13 protein-coding genes are annotated in these 16,923 nt (G+C 59.9%); 11 read left to right on the top strand and 2 right to left on the bottom strand.

Annotated elements, in window-relative coordinates; translation table 11 throughout:
* Positions 1-9: 9 nt before the first annotated feature.
* Both CKV89_RS08815 and CKV89_RS08810 read right to left on the bottom strand, forming a co-directional pair.
* Positions 10-657 (bottom strand): TIGR03085 family metal-binding protein, encoded by a 648-nt coding sequence (locus tag CKV89_RS08815; protein ID WP_028326354.1) that lies wholly within the window; start codon positions 655-657, stop codon positions 10-12.
* Positions 658-701: 44 nt separating this feature from the next.
* A complete protein-coding gene (locus tag CKV89_RS08810) occupies positions 702-2,147 on the bottom strand; it encodes a GGDEF domain-containing protein (RefSeq protein WP_028326353.1) in 1,446 nt (481 codons plus the stop codon).
* A 169-nt stretch (positions 2,148-2,316) separates the two neighbouring features.
* On the opposite strand from CKV89_RS08810, the gene CKV89_RS08805 reads away from it, so the two are divergent.
* The 11 genes from CKV89_RS08805 to CKV89_RS08755 all read left to right on the top strand — a co-directional run bounded on the left by CKV89_RS08805 (position 2,317) and on the right by CKV89_RS08755 (position 16,787).
* Complete coding sequence (locus tag CKV89_RS08805) at positions 2,317-3,855, top strand: anthranilate synthase component I (RefSeq protein ID WP_034400373.1); 1,539 nt, start codon at positions 2,317-2,319, stop codon at positions 3,853-3,855.
* Positions 3,852-4,382: a Trp biosynthesis-associated membrane protein gene (locus CKV89_RS08800; protein ID WP_157728101.1), complete on the top strand. Its 531-nt coding sequence runs from the start codon at positions 3,852-3,854 to the stop codon at positions 4,380-4,382. Before CKV89_RS08805 ends, CKV89_RS08800 begins: the two co-directional genes overlap by 4 nt.
* 222 nt (positions 4,383-4,604) lie before the next feature.
* On the top strand, positions 4,605-4,850 hold the full coding sequence (locus CKV89_RS11895) for an HGxxPAAW family protein (protein ID WP_154657553.1): 246 nt from the start codon (positions 4,605-4,607) through the stop codon (positions 4,848-4,850).
* 101 nt (positions 4,851-4,951) lie between these two features.
* Complete coding sequence (trpC, locus tag CKV89_RS08790; RefSeq protein ID WP_034400569.1) at positions 4,952-5,773, top strand: indole-3-glycerol phosphate synthase TrpC; 822 nt, start codon at positions 4,952-4,954, stop codon at positions 5,771-5,773.
* Positions 5,774-5,835: 62 nt separating this feature from the next.
* Positions 5,836-7,023, top strand: a complete 1,188-nt coding sequence (trpB, locus tag CKV89_RS08785) for a tryptophan synthase subunit beta (RefSeq protein WP_051277090.1) — start codon at positions 5,836-5,838, stop codon at positions 7,021-7,023.
* Positions 7,023-7,844 carry a tryptophan synthase subunit alpha gene (gene trpA, locus CKV89_RS08780; RefSeq protein WP_028326347.1) on the top strand — a complete coding sequence of 274 codons (822 nt, stop codon included), beginning with the start codon at positions 7,023-7,025 and terminating at the stop codon, positions 7,842-7,844. The genes trpB and trpA overlap by 1 nt, the downstream gene beginning before the upstream one ends.
* Before the next feature lie 99 nt (positions 7,845-7,943).
* Positions 7,944-8,489 carry a DoxX family protein gene (locus tag CKV89_RS08775; RefSeq protein WP_231935371.1) on the top strand — a complete coding sequence of 182 codons (546 nt, stop codon included), beginning with the start codon at positions 7,944-7,946 and terminating at the stop codon, positions 8,487-8,489.
* Positions 8,490-8,665: 176 nt separating this feature from the next.
* Positions 8,666-9,457, top strand: coding sequence for a DsbA family protein (locus CKV89_RS08770; RefSeq protein WP_028326345.1), 792 nt, complete (start codon positions 8,666-8,668; stop codon positions 9,455-9,457).
* Positions 9,458-9,626: 169 nt separating this feature from the next.
* Complete coding sequence (lgt, locus tag CKV89_RS08765) at positions 9,627-10,508, top strand: prolipoprotein diacylglyceryl transferase (protein ID WP_034400566.1); 882 nt, start codon at positions 9,627-9,629, stop codon at positions 10,506-10,508.
* Positions 10,509-10,804: 296 nt separating this feature from the next.
* A complete protein-coding gene (gltB, locus tag CKV89_RS08760; RefSeq protein ID WP_028326344.1) occupies positions 10,805-15,337 on the top strand; it encodes a glutamate synthase large subunit in 4,533 nt (1,510 codons plus the stop codon).
* Entirely contained in the window at positions 15,330-16,787 is a 1,458-nt protein-coding gene (locus CKV89_RS08755; RefSeq protein ID WP_028326343.1) for a glutamate synthase subunit beta, read from the top strand. The genes gltB and CKV89_RS08755 overlap by 8 nt, the downstream gene beginning before the upstream one ends.
* Positions 16,788-16,923: the final 136 nt, after the last annotated feature.

Below are 16,923 nucleotides of genomic sequence, written 5' to 3'. Positions count from 1 at the left end.
GGCCGGGGGTTATAGGCCCAGTTCTAGTTCGCAAAAGGCGGTGATGGCTTCGCCTTCGCCGGTGACTTCGACGTCTGCTACGTGGGTGCGGCCGGTGGCGTAGAGGACGAGTTCGGAGGGTTCGCCGCGCAGTACGACTGTGCCGTTTTTGGTGGGGCGGTGGACGGCGCAGCGGCCGTGGGATGGTGTGACGAGCACGACGCCGGTGGGGGATTTGCGGAACATGAGTTGTCCGGCTTGTTTTAGGCGTGCCCATAGAGCGGTTTGGAGGTCGGCGTTGAGGGTGCGGGTGTGTTCGGGGGTCCAGTCGGGGGCGGCTCGTAGGACGTCTTCGTGGTGGACGTAGAACTCGACGAGGTTGATGGCGTCGTCCATGTGGGGCAGGCGGGTGGGGGACCAACCGCGGGGGCCTTCTTGGACCATGTTGATGAGTTGGGGCCAGGCTTTTTCGGCGTATTCGTCTTGTACGCGTTGGGTGTGTTCGGCGACGGCGCTGAGCAGGACGCCTATGGCTGCGTCGGGGCGTCTTTCGCGTAGTACTACGTGTGCCGCGAGGTCTTTGGTTCTCCAGCCTTCGCAGAGGGTGGGCGCTTGCGGGCCGACTCGCATGAGGGTGGAGGCGAACTGTTGTCGTTCGATTTTCGCCAGTCCGGTCATGGGTTCATTTTGTCAGGGTGCGGTGGTTTTGGTGTTGGTGATGTTTATGTGGCGATGGCCCATCTGCCTTTTCCTTTGTTTTTTGCCTTGTACATGGCTGCGTCGGCTTGGGCGAGGAGTTGTTGGGGGGTGCAGGTTGTTTCGGGGGTGGCCAGGGCTATGCCGATGGAGAAGGTTGCGGTCCAGGTGATGCCTTCGCGTAGGGGAAGGGGTGAGGTGAAGTGGTTGAGGATGCGTTCGGCGACGCTTTGGGCGCCTGTGGGGGTGAGGCCGTCGGCGATGATGACGAATTCGTCGCCGCCGTATCTTCCGACGATGTCTTCGGGGCGGGTGACGGAGGAGAGGATTGCGGCGATGTGGCGTAGTAGTTGGTCGCCGATGTCGTGTCCGTGTTGGTCGTTGACGGATTTGAATTCGTCGAGGTCCAGGAAGATGACGGCGGTGGTGTTGTGTCGTTTGGGGGTGGTGTTGAGCAGTTTGTGGTTGAGGGCTTCGAGGGTGGCTGCTCTGTTGGGGAGGCCGGTGAGTTGGTCGTGGGTGGCGCGGTAGGTGCTGTCTTTGACGGCGGTGTTGAGGTGTCCGAAGGTGACCCAGAGTCGTAGTGCGATTAGGGCTAGGAGGATGATGACCAGGAAGGCGCGGGCGAGTGCGTCGATGGTGTTGGTTGCGGGGGTCGCTGCTGCTAGGGCGGTGGGGGAGAGGGTGAGGGGTAGGAGGGCGATGTGTGCTCGGGGAGCGTGTTGGGGTGGGGGTGTGTAGGTGAATAGGCGTGGGAAGGTGGGGTGGATGACCACGACTGACATGCCGAAGACGGTGAAGGCTTGGAGTGAGTCGAGGATGGCTGGTGTTTCGGATGGGGCGATGAGTTCGTAGGTGGACAGGGTTGCGTCTAGTGCGGTGACGGCGGTGAGGGTGCCGATGAGCCACCAGAGGCTGGTGGGTATGTTGCGGCGTTGGATGGCCAGGTGGGTGCTGAGGCTGAGTAGGAGGATGTCCATGGCTGGGTAGGTGGCCATGACGAGGGCGTGGGGGAGGTCTTCGCCGCCGTGTACGGCGCCGCTGGCTACGGTCCAGAAGGCGAGGAATGTGGCGACGGCGGTGGCGAGGGCGTCGGTCAGTGCGGTGGCGCGGTGGGTGTGTCCGGCTGGGCGGGGGAGTTTGATGAGGCCGATCGCGAGGGCGAGGTAGGCCAGGAGGAAGATGTATTCGCTGAGCCAGAGGGGTCCGATGATGGTATCTGAGGTGGCGGGGATGAGTTCGAGGATGCCGTCGAGGATGAGGACGATTCCGGGCAGTGAGGCCGCGGTGGCGGTTCGGGGGGCGAGTTTGTGGAAGTGGGGACCGATGGTGATGGCGATGGCGAATAGAAGCCAGACCAGGTCGAGGATGAGTTCGTTTCCGCCGGTGATGACGGTGAATGTGGCGAGGGTGAGTCCGCTCCAGAAGAGGATTTTGCGTCGCGATTCTGCGGGGGACGCGATGGGTTCCACGTCCTCTCCTTCGAGTGTGTGTTTGGGCCGTGAGTGAGGGGGTTGCTCACTTTTATCATCTTGGAGTTGCTCTGGGGTGGGAGGTTGGGGTTGTGGCGTTTTGGGTGGCGTGTCTGGGCGGCAGAATGGGGGTGTGAGTGATGAGCGATGCGGTCAGCAGGGTGTTGGTGTGGTGTCGGTGAGTGTTCCGCAGGTGGGGTGGGGTGTGGCGTGGCCTGAGTTGTCGACTTTTGAGGAGCTTGCTGTGCAGCGGCGGGTGGTTCCGGTGGTGCGGCGGGTACTTGCTGATGGTGAGACGCCGTTGGGGGTGTATCGCAAGCTTGCGGGGGATGCTGCAGGGACGTTTTTGCTGGAGTCTGCTGAGCAGGGGCAGTGGGATCGTTATTCGTTTGTGGGGGTGTCGAGTCGTGCCACGTTGACGGAGAAGGATGGTCAGGCTTTTTGGTTGGGGTCTGCTCCGGCGGGGTTGCCGGTGGGTGGTGATCCGTTGGTGGCGTTGCGGGAGTCGTTGGCGTTGTTGGCTTCGGATCCGTTGGTGGGGCTTCCTCCGATGACCTCTGCTTTTGTGGGGCATATTTCGTATGACGCGGTGCGGCGGTGGGAGTCTTCGGTTCCTGATGGCAATCCGGATGTGATGCGGGTGCCGGAGTTGGCGATGAATTTGGTGGATGATCTGGCTGTTTTTGATCATTCGGATGGGTCGCTTCTGCTTGTTGCTAATGCCATTAATTGGGATGGCGGTGATGAGGGGGTGGCTGATGCGTATGCGGATGCTGTGGCGCGGTTGGACCGTATGGTGGCTGGTTTGTCGCGGCCTGCGCCTAGTTCGGTGGCGGTGTTTGATACTCCTGTGCCGGAGCCGGTTTCGGATCGCACGGCGGAGGAGTTCGTGGCGATGGTGGAGGCTGCGAAGGAGCATATTCGGGCTGGTGATGCGTTTCAGGTTGTGCCGAGTCATCGTTTTTCGATGCCGTGTGAGGCTGATGCGTTGGATGTGTATCGCGTGTTGAGGGCGAGTAATCCGAGTCCGTATATGTACATGTTTCGGTTTGAGCGTCCGGATGGCAGTCGGTATGACGTGGTGGGGTCTAGTCCGGAGGCGTTGGTGCGGGTGACGGGGGATCGGGTGATTACGCATCCGATTGCGGGGTCGCGTCCGCGGGGGGTGACTCCTGCGCAGGATCAGTGTTTGGAGGAGGAACTTTTAGCTGATCCGAAGGAGCGTGCCGAGCATGTGATGCTTGTGGATTTGGCGCGTAATGATCTGCAGCGTGTGTGTCGTGCGGGCACGGTTGATGTTGTGGAGTTCATGAAGGTGCGTCGGTATAGCCACGTTATGCATATTGAGTCGAGCGTGGAGGGGGTGTTGCGGCAGGGGAAGGGTGCGTATGACGCTTTGGTGGCTACTTTCCCGGCGGGGACGTTGTCGGGTGCACCTAAGCCCAGTGCGATGCGGATTATTGATGAGCAGGAGGTGAGCCGTCGGGGGTTGTATGGCGGGGTTGTGGGGTATCTGGATGTGCATGGTGATTTGGATGTGGCGATTGCTATTCGTACGGCTTTGTTGAGTGGTGGGGTGGCGCATGTTCAGGCGGGGGCGGGGGTTGTTGCTGATTCGGTTCCTGAGTTGGAGTATCAGGAGACGGTGAATAAGGCGATGGCTGTGTTGCGTGCGGTTGCTGCTGCTTCGACGATGGGATGCCCGTGAGTGTGGATGTGTCTGGTTCTGGTGGGGTTGTGTGGGCTCGTAAGGGTGTTGTTCTTACTGCGGGGTTAGTTGCGCATGCGGTGGCGGCTGTGGTGACGCAGGTGCCGTGGACTGTTGATGCGGGGGTGGGGCCTGCGGGTGCGGTGTCGTTGACGGGGGCGCAGGTGGCTCCGGGTGTGTTGGCGATGGCGTTGGCGGGGTTGGCTGCTGGTGCTTTTGGTGCGTTTGCGCAGGGTGTGTGGGCGCGGTGTGCTGGTGGGGTGGTGTGTGCCACGGGGGGTGGAGTGGCTGGGTTGGCTGGGGTGGCTGTGGCTGGTGGGGCTGTGGCTGGTGTTGCGGGGTGGGTTGCTTTGGTTGGGGGAATGGTTGCGTGTGTGGCGGGTGGGGTTGGTGCGTGTGTGGCTGGTGGGTGGGGTCGTGCGTCGTCGCGGTTTTCTTCGCCGGTTGGTGTTGATGGTGGTGGGGGTGGGCGTGATGCGGCCTCGGATTGGGATGCGTTGAGTCGGGGTGAGGATCCGACGGTGTGAGTGGGTGTTGGTGTGGCGCGCCGGTCCTGGTGAAGGCGGTGCAGGGATATGGTTTCGGCTGTAACAATTGAGTGTGGTTGGGTGTTACGTGCTGTGGCGCGCTATCTGGTTGTTCCAGATAGCGCATGACTGGTGGCGTGGCGCCGATCATGCAGTGGGAAACCCAATATGCAGATTCGTGGGGCGTAGGGCCTCGCATTGTCAGGAGAGTGGAGATTTCCGATGAGTCATCAGGCCCCTGAGCCCGTCCAGCAGAGCACGCCCGCTGAGCCTGGGCATGGCAACACTCCTGCGGCGTGGACAGGTACGGTGATTTTGCTCGTGGCGTCTGCTCTTATTTCTTTGGGCATGGTGTTGGGGCAGTCGTGGATGTGGATAGTTGGTGTTGTGGGTGTGGTGGCTGGTGTCGTGGTGTGGGCTGCGATGAACCGCATGGGCTTCAATCAGGAAAAACCGCACGGTCATTGATTTTTGGTGATGGTGGGTGGCTCGTCGCCGGGTGGGTTCGGTGGCGGGCCGCTCGCTGAGACGATTCAGCGGGTTTTTCTGTGACGACTACCCTGTCGAGGGTGGGTACCGTTCTTGACGAGATCATCGCAGGGGTCGTAGAGGACCTGGCTGAGCGTAAGCGTGCTGTTTCGCTGGAGGAGCTCAAAGACGTTGCTGCTTCACGGGATTCAGCGTTGAACGCTGAGGCTGCGTTGCGTGGTGACGGTAATGGTGTCGCAGTGATCGCGGAGGTGAAGCGGTCAAGCCCGAGTAAGGGCGCATTGGCAGCGATCGCTGATCCTGCTGCGTTGGCGGTGGAGTATGAGTCTGGTGGGGCCTCGATGGTCAGTGTTTTGACTGAGCAGCGACGTTTTGGTGGCAGTTTGGCCGATTTAGAGGCGGTGCGGGCTAGGGTTGATGTTCCGCTGCTGCGTAAAGATTTTGTGGTGGATCCGTATCAGTTGTGGGAGGCGCGGGCTTACGGCGCGGATGCGGTGTTGTTGATCGTGGCGGCTTTGGAGCAGGAGCAGCTGATCAGTTTGGTGGAGCGGACGCATTCGCTGGGGATGACAGCGTTGGTGGAGGTTCATGATGAGGTTGAGTGTGAGCGTGCGGTGATCGCGGGGGCTCGGGTGGTGGGGGTCAATAACCGTAATTTGAAAACGTTGAAGGTTGATCGGGGTACGTTCGCGCGGGTGGTTTCGGCGGTTCCTTCTGGGGTTGTGAAGGTGGCTGAGTCTGGGGTGCGGGGGCCGTATGACGTGATGGATTTTGTTCGTGATGGGGCGGATGCGGTGTTGGTGGGGGAGGCGCTGGTAACGGGGGGAGACCCGCGTGGTGCGGTGCGTGATCTCGTCGCTGCCGGGGCGCACCCATCTACTCAGGGAAAGATCGGTCGGTGAATCGGGTGTCTGTGCAGGGTAGTGACGTTCCAGGTCGTTTCGGTGCTTATGGCGGTAGGTATATGCCCGAGGCGCTGGTTGCGGCGTTGGAGGAGGTCGATGTTGAGCGACGAAAAGCGCAGGAAGACCCGGAGTTTGTGGCCGAGTTGGAGCGTTTGCAGCGTGAGTATGTGGGTCGCCCCAGCGTTGTGACGGAGGTGTCGCGTTTTGCTGAGCATTGCGGCGGGGCGCGGGTGTTCCTTAAGCGTGAGGATTTGAATCACACGGGTTCGCACAAGATCAACAATGTGCTTGGGCAGGCGTTGTTGACTAAGCGAATGGGCAAGACCCGCATTCTTGCTGAGACGGGTGCGGGCCAGCATGGCGTTGCTACTGCTACGGCTGCGGCGCTGATGGGGCTGGAGTGCGTGGTGTACATGGGGGAGAAGGACACCCAGCGGCAGGCGTTGAATGTGGCGCGGATGCGGTTGCTTGGCGCCGAGGTGATCGCGGTCACGCATGGCAGCCGTACGCTCAAGGACGCGATTAATGAGGCGTTGCGGGACTGGGTGGCGCATGTGGATAGCACGCATTACGCCTTGGGCACGGTGACTGGGCCGCACCCGTTCCCGGAGATGGTTCGAGATTTCCAGCGGATTATTGGGGTTGAGGCGCGGCAGCAGATTTTGGACAAGGTTGGGTGTCTGCCGGATGCGGTGTGTGCATGCGTAGGTGGCGGTTCGAACGCGATGGGTGTTTTTCACGCTTTTGTCCCTGATGAGGGGGTGCGGTTGTACGGCTTCGAGGCCGGTGGCCGCGGTGTGGAGACGGGGAAGCATGCTGCACGTTTTAGTGGTGGGACGCCTGGCGTTTTGCATGGTGCGGCGACGTATGTGTTGCAGGACCCTGATGGGCAAACGATTGATTCGTTTTCTGTTTCGGCGGGGTTGGATTACCCGAGCGTGGGGCCAGAGCATGCGTATCTGCATGATTCGGGCCGTGCCACGTATGCGCCGATCACGGATGAGGAAGCGATGGAGGCCTTCAGGCTGTTGAGCTGGACTGAGGGCATCATTCCGGCTATTGAGAGTTCTCATGCGTTGGCTGGCGCGATGAAGGTGGGTCGTGAGTTGGGCCCGGAGGCAGTGATTCTGGTCAATCTGTCGGGGCGTGGCGATAAAGATGTGGATACGGCTGCGAGTTGGTTTGGGATGCTCCTGGGCTCTGGTGCAGGTGGCAGTGAAGGCGTTGCGGGGCAGGGGGATAACTGATGAGTGTGGCTGAGTCGGGGAAGGCGCGTTTGGAGGGTGTTTTTGCGCGGACGCGTCAGGAGGGCAGGGCTGCTCTTGTGGCGTATTTCCCGGTGGGATATCCGAGGGTGGAGGACTCTTTAGATGTGTTCACCACCTTGGTGGATAACGGCGCCGACGTTGTTGAGGTGGGGCTTCCGTACAGTGATCCGGTGCTTGATGGTCCAGTGATTCAGCTGGCCGGGGACATCGCCAGGGAGAATGGGGTCCGGACCCGCGATGCGTTCGCTGCGGTGCGCACGGTTGTTGCTTCCGGTGGCACTGCGGTGGTTATGACGTATTGGAATCTTGTTCTCCACTACGGGGTGGAGCAGTTCGCTGCCGATTTGGCTGAGGCTGGCGGCAGTGGGTTGATCATCCCTGATTTAACTCCAGATGAGGCCGGTGCTTGGTTGGCCGCTGCTGACAAGTACGGTTTGGCTCCTATTTTCCTTGTGGCTCCTTCGAGTACGCCGCAGCGATTGGTGATGACCACGGGGCATTGCCGTGGGTTTGTGTATGTGGCTTCGACGATGGGTGTGACAGGGGTTCGCTCCAGCGTGGGTGATCCGGCGCGTGAACTTGTTCAGCGCGCTCGTGCAGTTACGCAAGCTCCGTTGGCGGTGGGGTTGGGAGTCTCTAACCGTGAGCAGGCAGCTGAGATCGCTGGCTACGCTGATGGAGTAATTGTGGGGTCGGCGTTGGTGAAATGTGTCGATGCGCAGCAGCCTGTTGTTCAGAGCTTGCCTGCGGTGGCAGAGCTGACTCGTCAGCTCTGTGCTGGTGTGCGTGAAGGGCGCTGAACATCCCGTGACAACTGTCACGGGAATTGTTGGGGGAGCGTTGGTCGTTTCTTTCTCGGAGCGCGCCGGCGCGTGTGAAAGCAACGATCAGGAGTGGCAGTGAACGACCCTGCAGTGGATGAACAAACGCGGTTAAGTCGGCAAGAAAATTCTGGTGATGCCGCCGCTGGTGACCGGTTGGCTCGGTACTCGCCGTGGATTGGCTTGGTGGCTCGACTCGTGCTGGGCGGGGTGTTTTTGCTGGCCGGGTTTTCGAAGATTTTCACCCCTTTGGCCTCGGCTCGGTCAGTGCAGGCGTATCAGATCTTCCCCTTTGAGGTGGCTGCTGCCATTGGGTATGCCCTGCCGGTGGTGGAGATCGCGCTGGGGTTGCTGATTGTGTTCGGCTTGTTCACGCGGTGGACCGCTTTGTTGGGCACGGTCATCATGGTGATTTTCATCATCGGGATCGCCTCGGCGTGGGCGCGCGGGTTGACGATTGACTGTGGCTGTTTCGGTGATGGCGGGTTTGTGGAGCCGGGGAAAACGAAATACCCGCAAGATATTGCTCGGGATCTGGTTTTTGTTGCTGCTGGTTCCTGGTTGTTGTGGCGCCCGGTCACGGCTCTTTCTCTTGATGCGTGGTTGTCGCGGCGCGCAGGTTGAAAGTTTGACTGATTGGGTACGTCGCTGGGAATCTCTAGCTTCGTTTCGTAGTTCAATCATTACTTCGTAACTTCGTAGTTGAATCAGTACGGGGCGACCGCTACGCCGTCATGTCGGACGGGTGCTGGCGAGGCGCGCTGCGCTCCGCTACTCCCACACGCAGGAGAACCAAACACATGGCTTCAAAGCAGCCTTCCTCGAGCCGGGCAGAGAAAATCGCCGCGGCCGCACCGAAGAAGTCAAAAGCGACGCCGGTGATCGCTGCCGTGATTGTGGTTGCGGTGGTCGCTGGAGTGGCTTGGGCGATTTTCGCAGGGATGAAATCGAACTCGAGCGATTCTTCAGCTTCTTACCCGACCCCCAAAGGCGTGGAGGGGCCTGCTGGCGGAGTTGTGGTTAACGCAGACAAGGTCAACCCGAAGGCCCCGACTCTGGAAATTTACGAAGACCCGCAGTGTCCGGCATGTGCTTTCGCGGAGAAGGCTTTGGGGCCAGCGGTGGCTCAGATTCGTGACGCAGGGTCAGCAAAAGTGACTTATCACGTAAAAACATTCTTGGACGACAATCTTCGCAATGATTCGTCGAAGCGGGCCGGTAATGCTCTCATGTGCTCCGTCGATGCTGGCAAGTTTGTTCAGTACCATGACACTCTCTTCGCAGAGAAGAACCGCCCTGTAGAAGAAGGGCAGGGATGGACTGATGCTCAGCTGCAGCAGTACGCCACTGACTCGGGAATCAGCGGAAACGAGCTGCAAACCTGGAAGAGCTGCTTCTCTGATGACCGCTACGGCAAATACCTCAAAGCGGTCGAAGAACGCACCAGCCGCGATGACAAGATTGCAGGGACACCCACCTACCGTCTGAACGGTAAAGACTTTGAGCTCAAACAAACAACGACGGGTGAAGACCTCATCAACGCGGTGACCGCCGCTGGCGGCAAACCTGCCGGAACGAAACCGACCAACTGATCCACCGCGCGCCGTTCTTGGCCACCGTGGTGAAAGCAGCAGAATTACCCAGGCGGGTACAGGACACCCTGTACCCGCCTGGGTCTTATCCGGTAGGTTCGCCACACCCCACCGACGACCATCCCCGCTGCGGGGCGAATACTGAACAATCCAGGAGTTCCTCGTGCTGATGAGTATCCCGAGTCCAGAACAGGCCGTGTGGTTTCTCGGCCCGGTGCCTATCCGGGCTTACGCACTGTGCATCCTGCTGGGTGTAGTGATCGCGGCTTGGTGGACATCGAAACGACTCGCTGCGCGCGGTGAAGACCCGGACGCGATGTGGGACATCACGATGTGGGCCGTAGTGTTCGGCATCATCGGTGGCCGCATCTACCACGTGTTCTCTACGCCTGCTCCGTACTGGGGTCCCAACGGCAATCCCTGGAATGCCTTCAAGGTATGGGAAGGCGGGCTCGGGATTTGGGGTGCAGTCGCCTTGGGTGCTGTGGGTGTGTGGCTTGGCTGCCGCCAAACAAAGGTTTCGTTCCTTGCCGTGGCCGAGAGCGTTGCTCCTGCGCTGCCCCTGGCTCAAGCGATTGGTCGCTTCGGTAACTGGTTTAACAATGAACTGTATGGAGCTGCCACGGATCTTCCGTGGGGTTTGCAGATTCACGCTTGGGATTTCGCTGCAGGTCGGGCACAGATTGGGCCAGATGGTCACGCAGTGATTGTGGGGACGTTCCACCCCACGTTCCTCTACGAGGCGTTGTGGTGTGCGGCGCTTTCGCTTGTCCTTGTGGGGATTGAGAAGGCTCGCCGGGGGCGGGGTGCCCCGGGACAGCTGTTCGCGGCGTACATCATGGGATACACATTGGGGCGCGTCTGGATCGAGTATTTGCGTATTGACACAGCTGAGATTGTTTTTGGGCTGCGCCTCAACGTGTGGACGTCGATCATTGTGTTCATATTCGGCGCGGTGTTGTGGTGGATGCTGGGGCGTCGCCATCGCGCTACCAGCCAGACTGACAACAGCAGCCAAGAAATTTCTTCAGAGGAAAAGCCTGCGCAGTGACGTCCGGCATGTGAGCGGTGTTTCTCCCACAAAACTTCCATGTTTCGGTCTCGTTAATCATCGCTCCGGTGGGCGAGATACGGCACCGGGCCTGCGTTGACGTCCCCTAGTATCCAAACGGCGGTTCGCATCCTCGAACTCTGTACCCGAGCTTGAGGTGATTCATATGGCTACTGGCGTGCCCACTACGCACCTAGAGCCCTGATGAGCGCGGCCGCGTGACGGACAGTGACGTCCGAAAACCCCAGCCTGGGACGCAGCGGCGCTCCCCTTCATGCCATAGGACGGTGAATCCCGTGTCCGTTCTGCCTTTTTCCGCCCTACCCGAGCGTGACGGTCTTTACGATCCGCGTCACGAGCACGATGCCTGCGGTGTCGCGATGGTCGCCACGTTACGTGGCACACCTGGCCACGACATCGTGCGACACGCGGTTACCGCGCTGGTCAACCTGGATCACCGCGGCGCTACTGGCGCTGACCCGCTCGTGGGTGATGGTGCAGGCATCTTGATGCAGGTGCCGGACCGGTTCTTCCGTGACGTTGCTGGTGTGGAGCTGCCTGAGCGCGGCCACTACGTCGCCGGTTTCGCTTATCTTCCCGCTGATCTCAGCGGATCAGCCGACGCCCGCGCCGGCATCACACGCATCGCCAGCGAAGAAGGACTAGAAGTCCTGGGGTGGCGAGAAGTGCCCACAAACCCAGACGTTTTGGGTGCAATGAGCCGTGAAGTCATGCCTTCTTTCTGGCAGGTCTTCCTCGTGCCGAGTGATGAAGAGATTCACGGTATTGCTCTAGAACGCTTGGCTTTTTGCCTGCGCAAACGTGCCGAACATGAGCTGGACAGTGTCTACTTCCCGTCGCTTTCTGCCCGCACGCATGTCTATAAAGGCATGCTCACCACGATGCAGTTGCCGGAGTTTTTCCCGGACCTGTCTGATGAACGTGTCGAATCCGAGTTGGCCATCGTGCATTCTCGTTTCTCCACGAACACGTTCCCTAGCTGGACTTTGGCTCACCCGTTCCGGTTGATCGCGCACAACGGTGAGATCAACACGGTGCGGGGTAACCGTAACTGGATGCGTGCTCGCGAAAGTTTGCTCGCCTCGGATGCGTTCGGCCCCAGCATTGAGCGTCTGTTCCCCATTTGCACCCCTGGAGCATCAGACTCAGCCAGCTTCGATGAGGTCCTCGAACTGCTGCACCTGGCGGGGCGCTCTCTCCCGCACGCCATGCTCATGATGATTCCCGAGGCGTGGGAGAACAACACGGCGATGCCTGCTGATCGGCGCGCCTTCTACCAGTTCCACTCCATGTTTATGGAGCCCTGGGACGGCCCGGCCTCTGTGACATTCACTGATGGGTCCGTACTGGGCGCGGTCTTGGACCGCAATGGGCTTCGCCCCTCCCGTTACTGGGTCACAGACGATGGTCTCGTTGTGCTCGGCTCAGAAGCTGGGTTGTTGGATATTGACGAAGAACGGATCGTCACGCGTGGCCGTGTTGCACCTGGCCACATGTTTTTGCTTGATACCGCTGAAGGCCGGATCATTCCTGACGAGGAGATCAAGTCCCAGCTCGCTTCTGCGTACCCCTACCAGGAGTATGTGAAAGATCAGGTCATTCACTTGGCTGATCTTCCTGAACGTGAACACGTGTTCCACACGCCGCGGTCTGTGGCGCGGCGGCAGCAGGCGTTTGGGTACACCCAAGAAGATTTGCGCCTCATTCTGCAGCCAATGGCCCTCAACGGGGCTGAAGCTATCGGCTCGATGGGAACCGACACGCCTATGGCGGTTCTGTCTTCGCGTCCTCGGCTGCTTTTCGACTACTTCCAGCAGCTGTTTGCGCAGGTCACGAACCCGCCGCTTGATGCGATTCGTGAAGAGATGGTGACCAGTCTGCAAGCGACGCTGGGCCCGCAGGCTAATCCGTTGGCAACGGATCCGCAGCACGCTCACCAGATTGCTATCGATTTCCCCATCCTGGATAACGATGATCTGGCCAAGATTGTCCACATCGACGCTGACTCGGATACCCCCGGTGAAGCCACGGTTGTGGTTTCTGGGCTATACGAGGTCGCTGGTGGGGGAGCGGCGTTGAAGAAACGCCTAGACCTGATCTTCAACGAGGTCACGACCGCTATTAGCCGTGGCGCCCGGTATGTCGTGATCTCTGACCGTGACTCTGATGCTAATCACGCCTCTATCCCCTCGCTGCTGCTCACGGCGGCAGTGCACCACCACCTGGTCCGCACAAAAGACCGCATGAAGGTCAGCCTTATCGTTGAGGCTGGGGACGTGCGTGAAGTACACCATGTGGCCACCCTCATCGGGTACGGCGCCGCAGCGGTGAACCCGTACCTGGCGATCGAGACTGTGGAAGACATGGTCCGGCGAGGCGCGATCCGTGGGGTGAGTGCAGAAACCGCGAGCAAGAACGTCATCAAGGCTCTCGGTAAAGGCCTGTTGAAGGTTATGTCGAAGATGGGTATTTCTACGGCGGCTTCCTACCGTGGGGCGCAGATCTTCGAGTGTATCGGGTTGGCTGAAGACCTGGTTGAGGCGTATTTCACCGGAACCACCACCGTTTTGGGTGGCATCGGTCTTGAGGAGATCGCTCGCGAGGTAGCTGACCGGCACGCGGTTGCTTACCCCCGCGATGGGATCAGTCCGACCCATCGTTTGCTGCCGGTGGGTGGGGAATACCAGTGGCGCCGTGAAGGCCCGCCGCACCTGTTTGACCCCGAGACGGTGTTCCGGCTGCAGCACGGCATCCGTGAACGTCGGTACGACATCTTCAAGCAGTACACGACCAGGGTGAATGAGCAGGCCGAGCGGCTTATGACGCTGCGTGGTTTGTTCCGGCTCCGCACGGATCTTCGTCCTTCTGTCCCGATTGACGAGGTCGAGCCTGTTTCAGAAATCGTGAAACGGTTCAGCACTGGTGCGATGAGTTACGGGTCGATTAGCCGTGAGGCACACGAAACTCTCGCGATCGCTATGAACCGTTTGGGTGGCCGCTCAAACACCGGTGAAGGCGGGGAGGATCCGGAGCGGCTGCAGGATCCGCAGCGGTGCAGCGCTATCAAGCAGGTTGCTTCTGGGCGTTTCGGCGTGACGAGTTTGTACTTGTCGAAGGCGAAAGACATCCAGATCAAGATGGCGCAGGGCGCTAAGCCAGGCGAGGGCGGTCAGCTACCGGGACCGAAGGTGTACCCGTGGGTGGCAACTACCCGTCACAGCACCCCGGGTGTTGGTCTTATTTCACCGCCGCCGCATCACGACATCTACTCGATCGAGGATCTCAAGCAGCTCATCCATGATTTGAAGAACGCCAACCCGGTGGCTCGTGTCCACGTGAAGTTGGTTTCTGAGATTGGTGTGGGCACTGTCGCTGCGGGTGTGTCGAAAGCATTCGCAGATGTGGTGCTGATTTCTGGGCACGATGGCGGCACGGGTGCCGCGCCGTTGACGTCGTTGAAGCACGCAGGTGGGCCGTGGGAGTTGGGCCTTGCTGAGACTCAACAAACCTTGGTGAAGAACGAACTGCGTGACCGCATCGTCGTGCAGGTTGATGGCCAGTTGAAAACGGGCCGTGACGTTGTGATCGCTGCACTGCTGGGTGCCGAAGAGTTCGGTTTTGCTACCGCTCCGTTGGTGGTTTCTGGGTGCGTGATGATGCGGGCCTGCCAGAAGGACACGTGCCCGGTAGGTATCGCTACACAGAATCCTGAATTGCGGCAGCGGTTCTCCGGTAAGCCGGAGTTCGTGGTGACGTTCTTCGAGTACATCGCTCAGGAAGTCCGCGAGCTTTTGGCAGAGCTGGGGTTCCGGTCTATTGATGAGGCTATTGGTCAGGCTTCTGTGCTGGAGACGCAGCAGGCAGTTGACCATTGGAAAGCTTCTGGCCTGGATTTGAGCCCGATTCTTCGCGAAGCGGTGCCGGTTTCGGGGGAGCGTCGCGCTGTGCGTGAGCAGCAGCATGGTCTTGAGCGCGCGTTGGACAATTCGCTGATTGCTCAGGCCAGGGAGGCTATCGACTCAGGTGGCCGTGTCGTTATTTCTTCTGAGATCCGCAATACGCACCGCACGGTGGGCACCATGCTTGGCCATGAGGTGACGGCTGCGCATCCGTTCGGCATGGATGAGGACAGCATTCATGTGGACTTCACCGGCTGTGCGGGCCAGTCGTTTGGTGCGTTTGTTCCTCGGGGAGTCACGCTCGCTCTTACTGGTGAGGCCAATGACTATGTCGCTAAGGGGCTTTCTGGTGGTCGAGTGGTTGTGCGCCCTGCAAGGCAGGCTGCTGCGACGGATGTCATTGCGGGGAACGTGATCGGTTACGGAGCCACGAGCGGGGAAATTTTCTTGCGCGGCACGGTCGGTGAGCGTTTCTGTGTGCGTAACTCCGGCGCAGAGGCGGTTGTTGAGGGAGTCGGCGATCACGGGTTGGAGTACATGACCGGTGGGGTCGCGCTCATCCTTGGTCCTACCGGTCGGAACTTGGCGGCTGGTATGTCTGGTGGTTTGGCTTTCGTGCTGGATCTTGATCCTGGTGTGGTTAATGGTGAGTTCGTTGACGTGGTGCCGCTGCGTGAGAGCGACGATGAGTTGGTTCTTGATTTGCTGCGTCGGCATGTGGAGCAGACGGGGTCGCCGTTAGCGGATTCGTTGGTTGCGGATTGGGCTGCTGCGCGTGCCCGGTTCTCTCTTATCCTTCCTCGCGCTTATCAGCGCGTCCTCGATGTTCGTGCTGAGGCCGAACGTGAGGGTCTCGACGTCGACGGCTCCGAGGTGTGGGGTCGCATCTTGGAGGTGTCCCATGGCTGATCCGCGTGGCTTTTTGACGAAGCGGGAGCGTGAGCTGCCGCAGCGGCGACCGGTTCCATTGCGGTTGATGGACTTCAAAGAGGCGTATGAGCCGTTCCCGGTGGAGTCTTTGCAGGAGCAGGCTGGGCGGTGCATGGATTGCGGTATCCCGTTCTGTCATAACGGTTGCCCGTTGGGGAACTTGGTTCCGGAGTGGAACAACTTTGCGTGGGAGGGGCGTTGGGATGCGGCTATTGAGCGGCTGCATGCCACGAATAACTTCCCGGAGTTCACTGGACGTTTGTGTCCTGCGCCGTGTGAGTCGGCGTGTGTGTTGGGTGTTAATCAGCCTGCGGTGACGATTAAGCAGGTGGAGCAGACGGTGATCGAGCGGGCGTTTGAGAGCGGTCAAGTGTTGCCGCACCCGCCGGAGCGTTTGTCTGGACGCACTGTTGCGGTGGTGGGGTCTGGGCCTGCGGGGTTGGCTGCTGCGCAGCAGCTCACGCGGGCTGGGCACACGGTGGCGGTGTTTGAGCGGGCTGATAAGGCTGGCGGTTTGCTGCGGTATGGCATTCCGGAGTTCAAGCTGGAGAAGTCGGTTCTTGATCGTCGTTTGGCGCAGATGCGGGCTGAGGGGACACGGTTCCGTACTGGCGTGAACGTGGGTGTGGATCTGACTGGTCAGGATTTGCGTCGGCGTTATGACGCGGTTGTTCTTGCGGTGGGGTCCACTAAGCCACGTGGCTTGATGGTTCCGGGTGCTGAGCTCAATGGTGTGCATCAGGCGATGGAGTATCTGCCGCAGGCGAATCGTTCGAGTGTGGGGCAGTCGGTGGATGGGCAGATCCTTGCTACGGGTAAGGATGTGGTCATCATCGGTGGTGGTGACACGGGTGCTGACTGTGTTGGTACGGCGTTGCGTCAGGGCGCGAAGTCGGTGACGAGTCTTGAGATCATGCCGCAGCCGGGGCAGGAACGTCCGGCGCATCAGCCGTGGCCGACGTATCCGACTGTTTTCCGTGTTGCTAGTGCGCATGAGGAGGGCGGTGAACGCGTCTACTCAGTGAGCACCACGGAGATCCTTGATGATGGTCAGGGCAATGTTGCTGGCCTGAAGGTTGTTGAGGTGGTTCTGGAGGATGGGCGGTTTGTGCCTGTTGAGGGCACGGAGCGTGTCATTGATGCGCAGCTTGTTCTGCTGGCGATGGGTTTTGTGGGCCCTGAGAGTGACGGGATTGTTTCTCAGCTGGGTATTGCTCTGGATGAGCGGGGCAATATGCGCCGGGATCAGAACTTTATGACGCAGGTTCCGGGAGTGTTTTCTGCTGGTGATGCTGGTAGGGGGCAGTCGCTTATTGTGTGGGCTATTGCTGAGGGGCGGTCGGTGGCGGCTGCGGTGGATGCGTGGCTGACGGGTGGCACGATGTTGCCGCGTCCGATTTCGCCGACGGATCGGCCGTTGCTGGTCTGAGTGCTCGCGTGAGTGTGTTGCGGGGTGTGAGTCAGTGTTCTGTCTCACACCCCGCAGTATTTTTTATTAGATACATCATGCAATAAAGGGGAAAAATCGTTTTCATGTGCGCATCCGCGCAATTTATTGCCGTAAT

It is taken from the genome of Dermatophilus congolensis, assembly GCF_900187045.1.
In the GTDB taxonomy this organism is placed as follows: Bacteria; Actinomycetota; Actinomycetes; order Actinomycetales; family Dermatophilaceae; genus Dermatophilus; species Dermatophilus congolensis.
Note: the sequence above shows the minus strand (reverse complement) of the source record. Positions and strands in the feature narration are given on the sequence as shown.

Coding starts and splice junctions, on each gene's coding strand:
- CKV89_RS08815 (WP_028326354.1), bottom strand. CDS start 657: ATGACCGGACTGGCGAAAATCGAACGACAACAGTTCGCCTCCACCCTC.
- CKV89_RS11895 (WP_154657553.1), top strand. CDS start 4,605: ATGAGTCATCAGGCCCCTGAGCCCGTCCAGCAGAGCACGCCCGCTGAG.
- trpB (WP_051277090.1), top strand. CDS start 5,836: ATGCCCGAGGCGCTGGTTGCGGCGTTGGAGGAGGTCGATGTTGAGCGA.
- trpA (WP_028326347.1), top strand. CDS start 7,023: ATGAGTGTGGCTGAGTCGGGGAAGGCGCGTTTGGAGGGTGTTTTTGCG.
- CKV89_RS08770 (WP_028326345.1), top strand. CDS start 8,666: ATGGCTTCAAAGCAGCCTTCCTCGAGCCGGGCAGAGAAAATCGCCGCG.
- lgt (WP_034400566.1), top strand. CDS start 9,627: ATGAGTATCCCGAGTCCAGAACAGGCCGTGTGGTTTCTCGGCCCGGTG.
- CKV89_RS08755 (WP_028326343.1), top strand. CDS start 15,330: ATGGCTGATCCGCGTGGCTTTTTGACGAAGCGGGAGCGTGAGCTGCCG.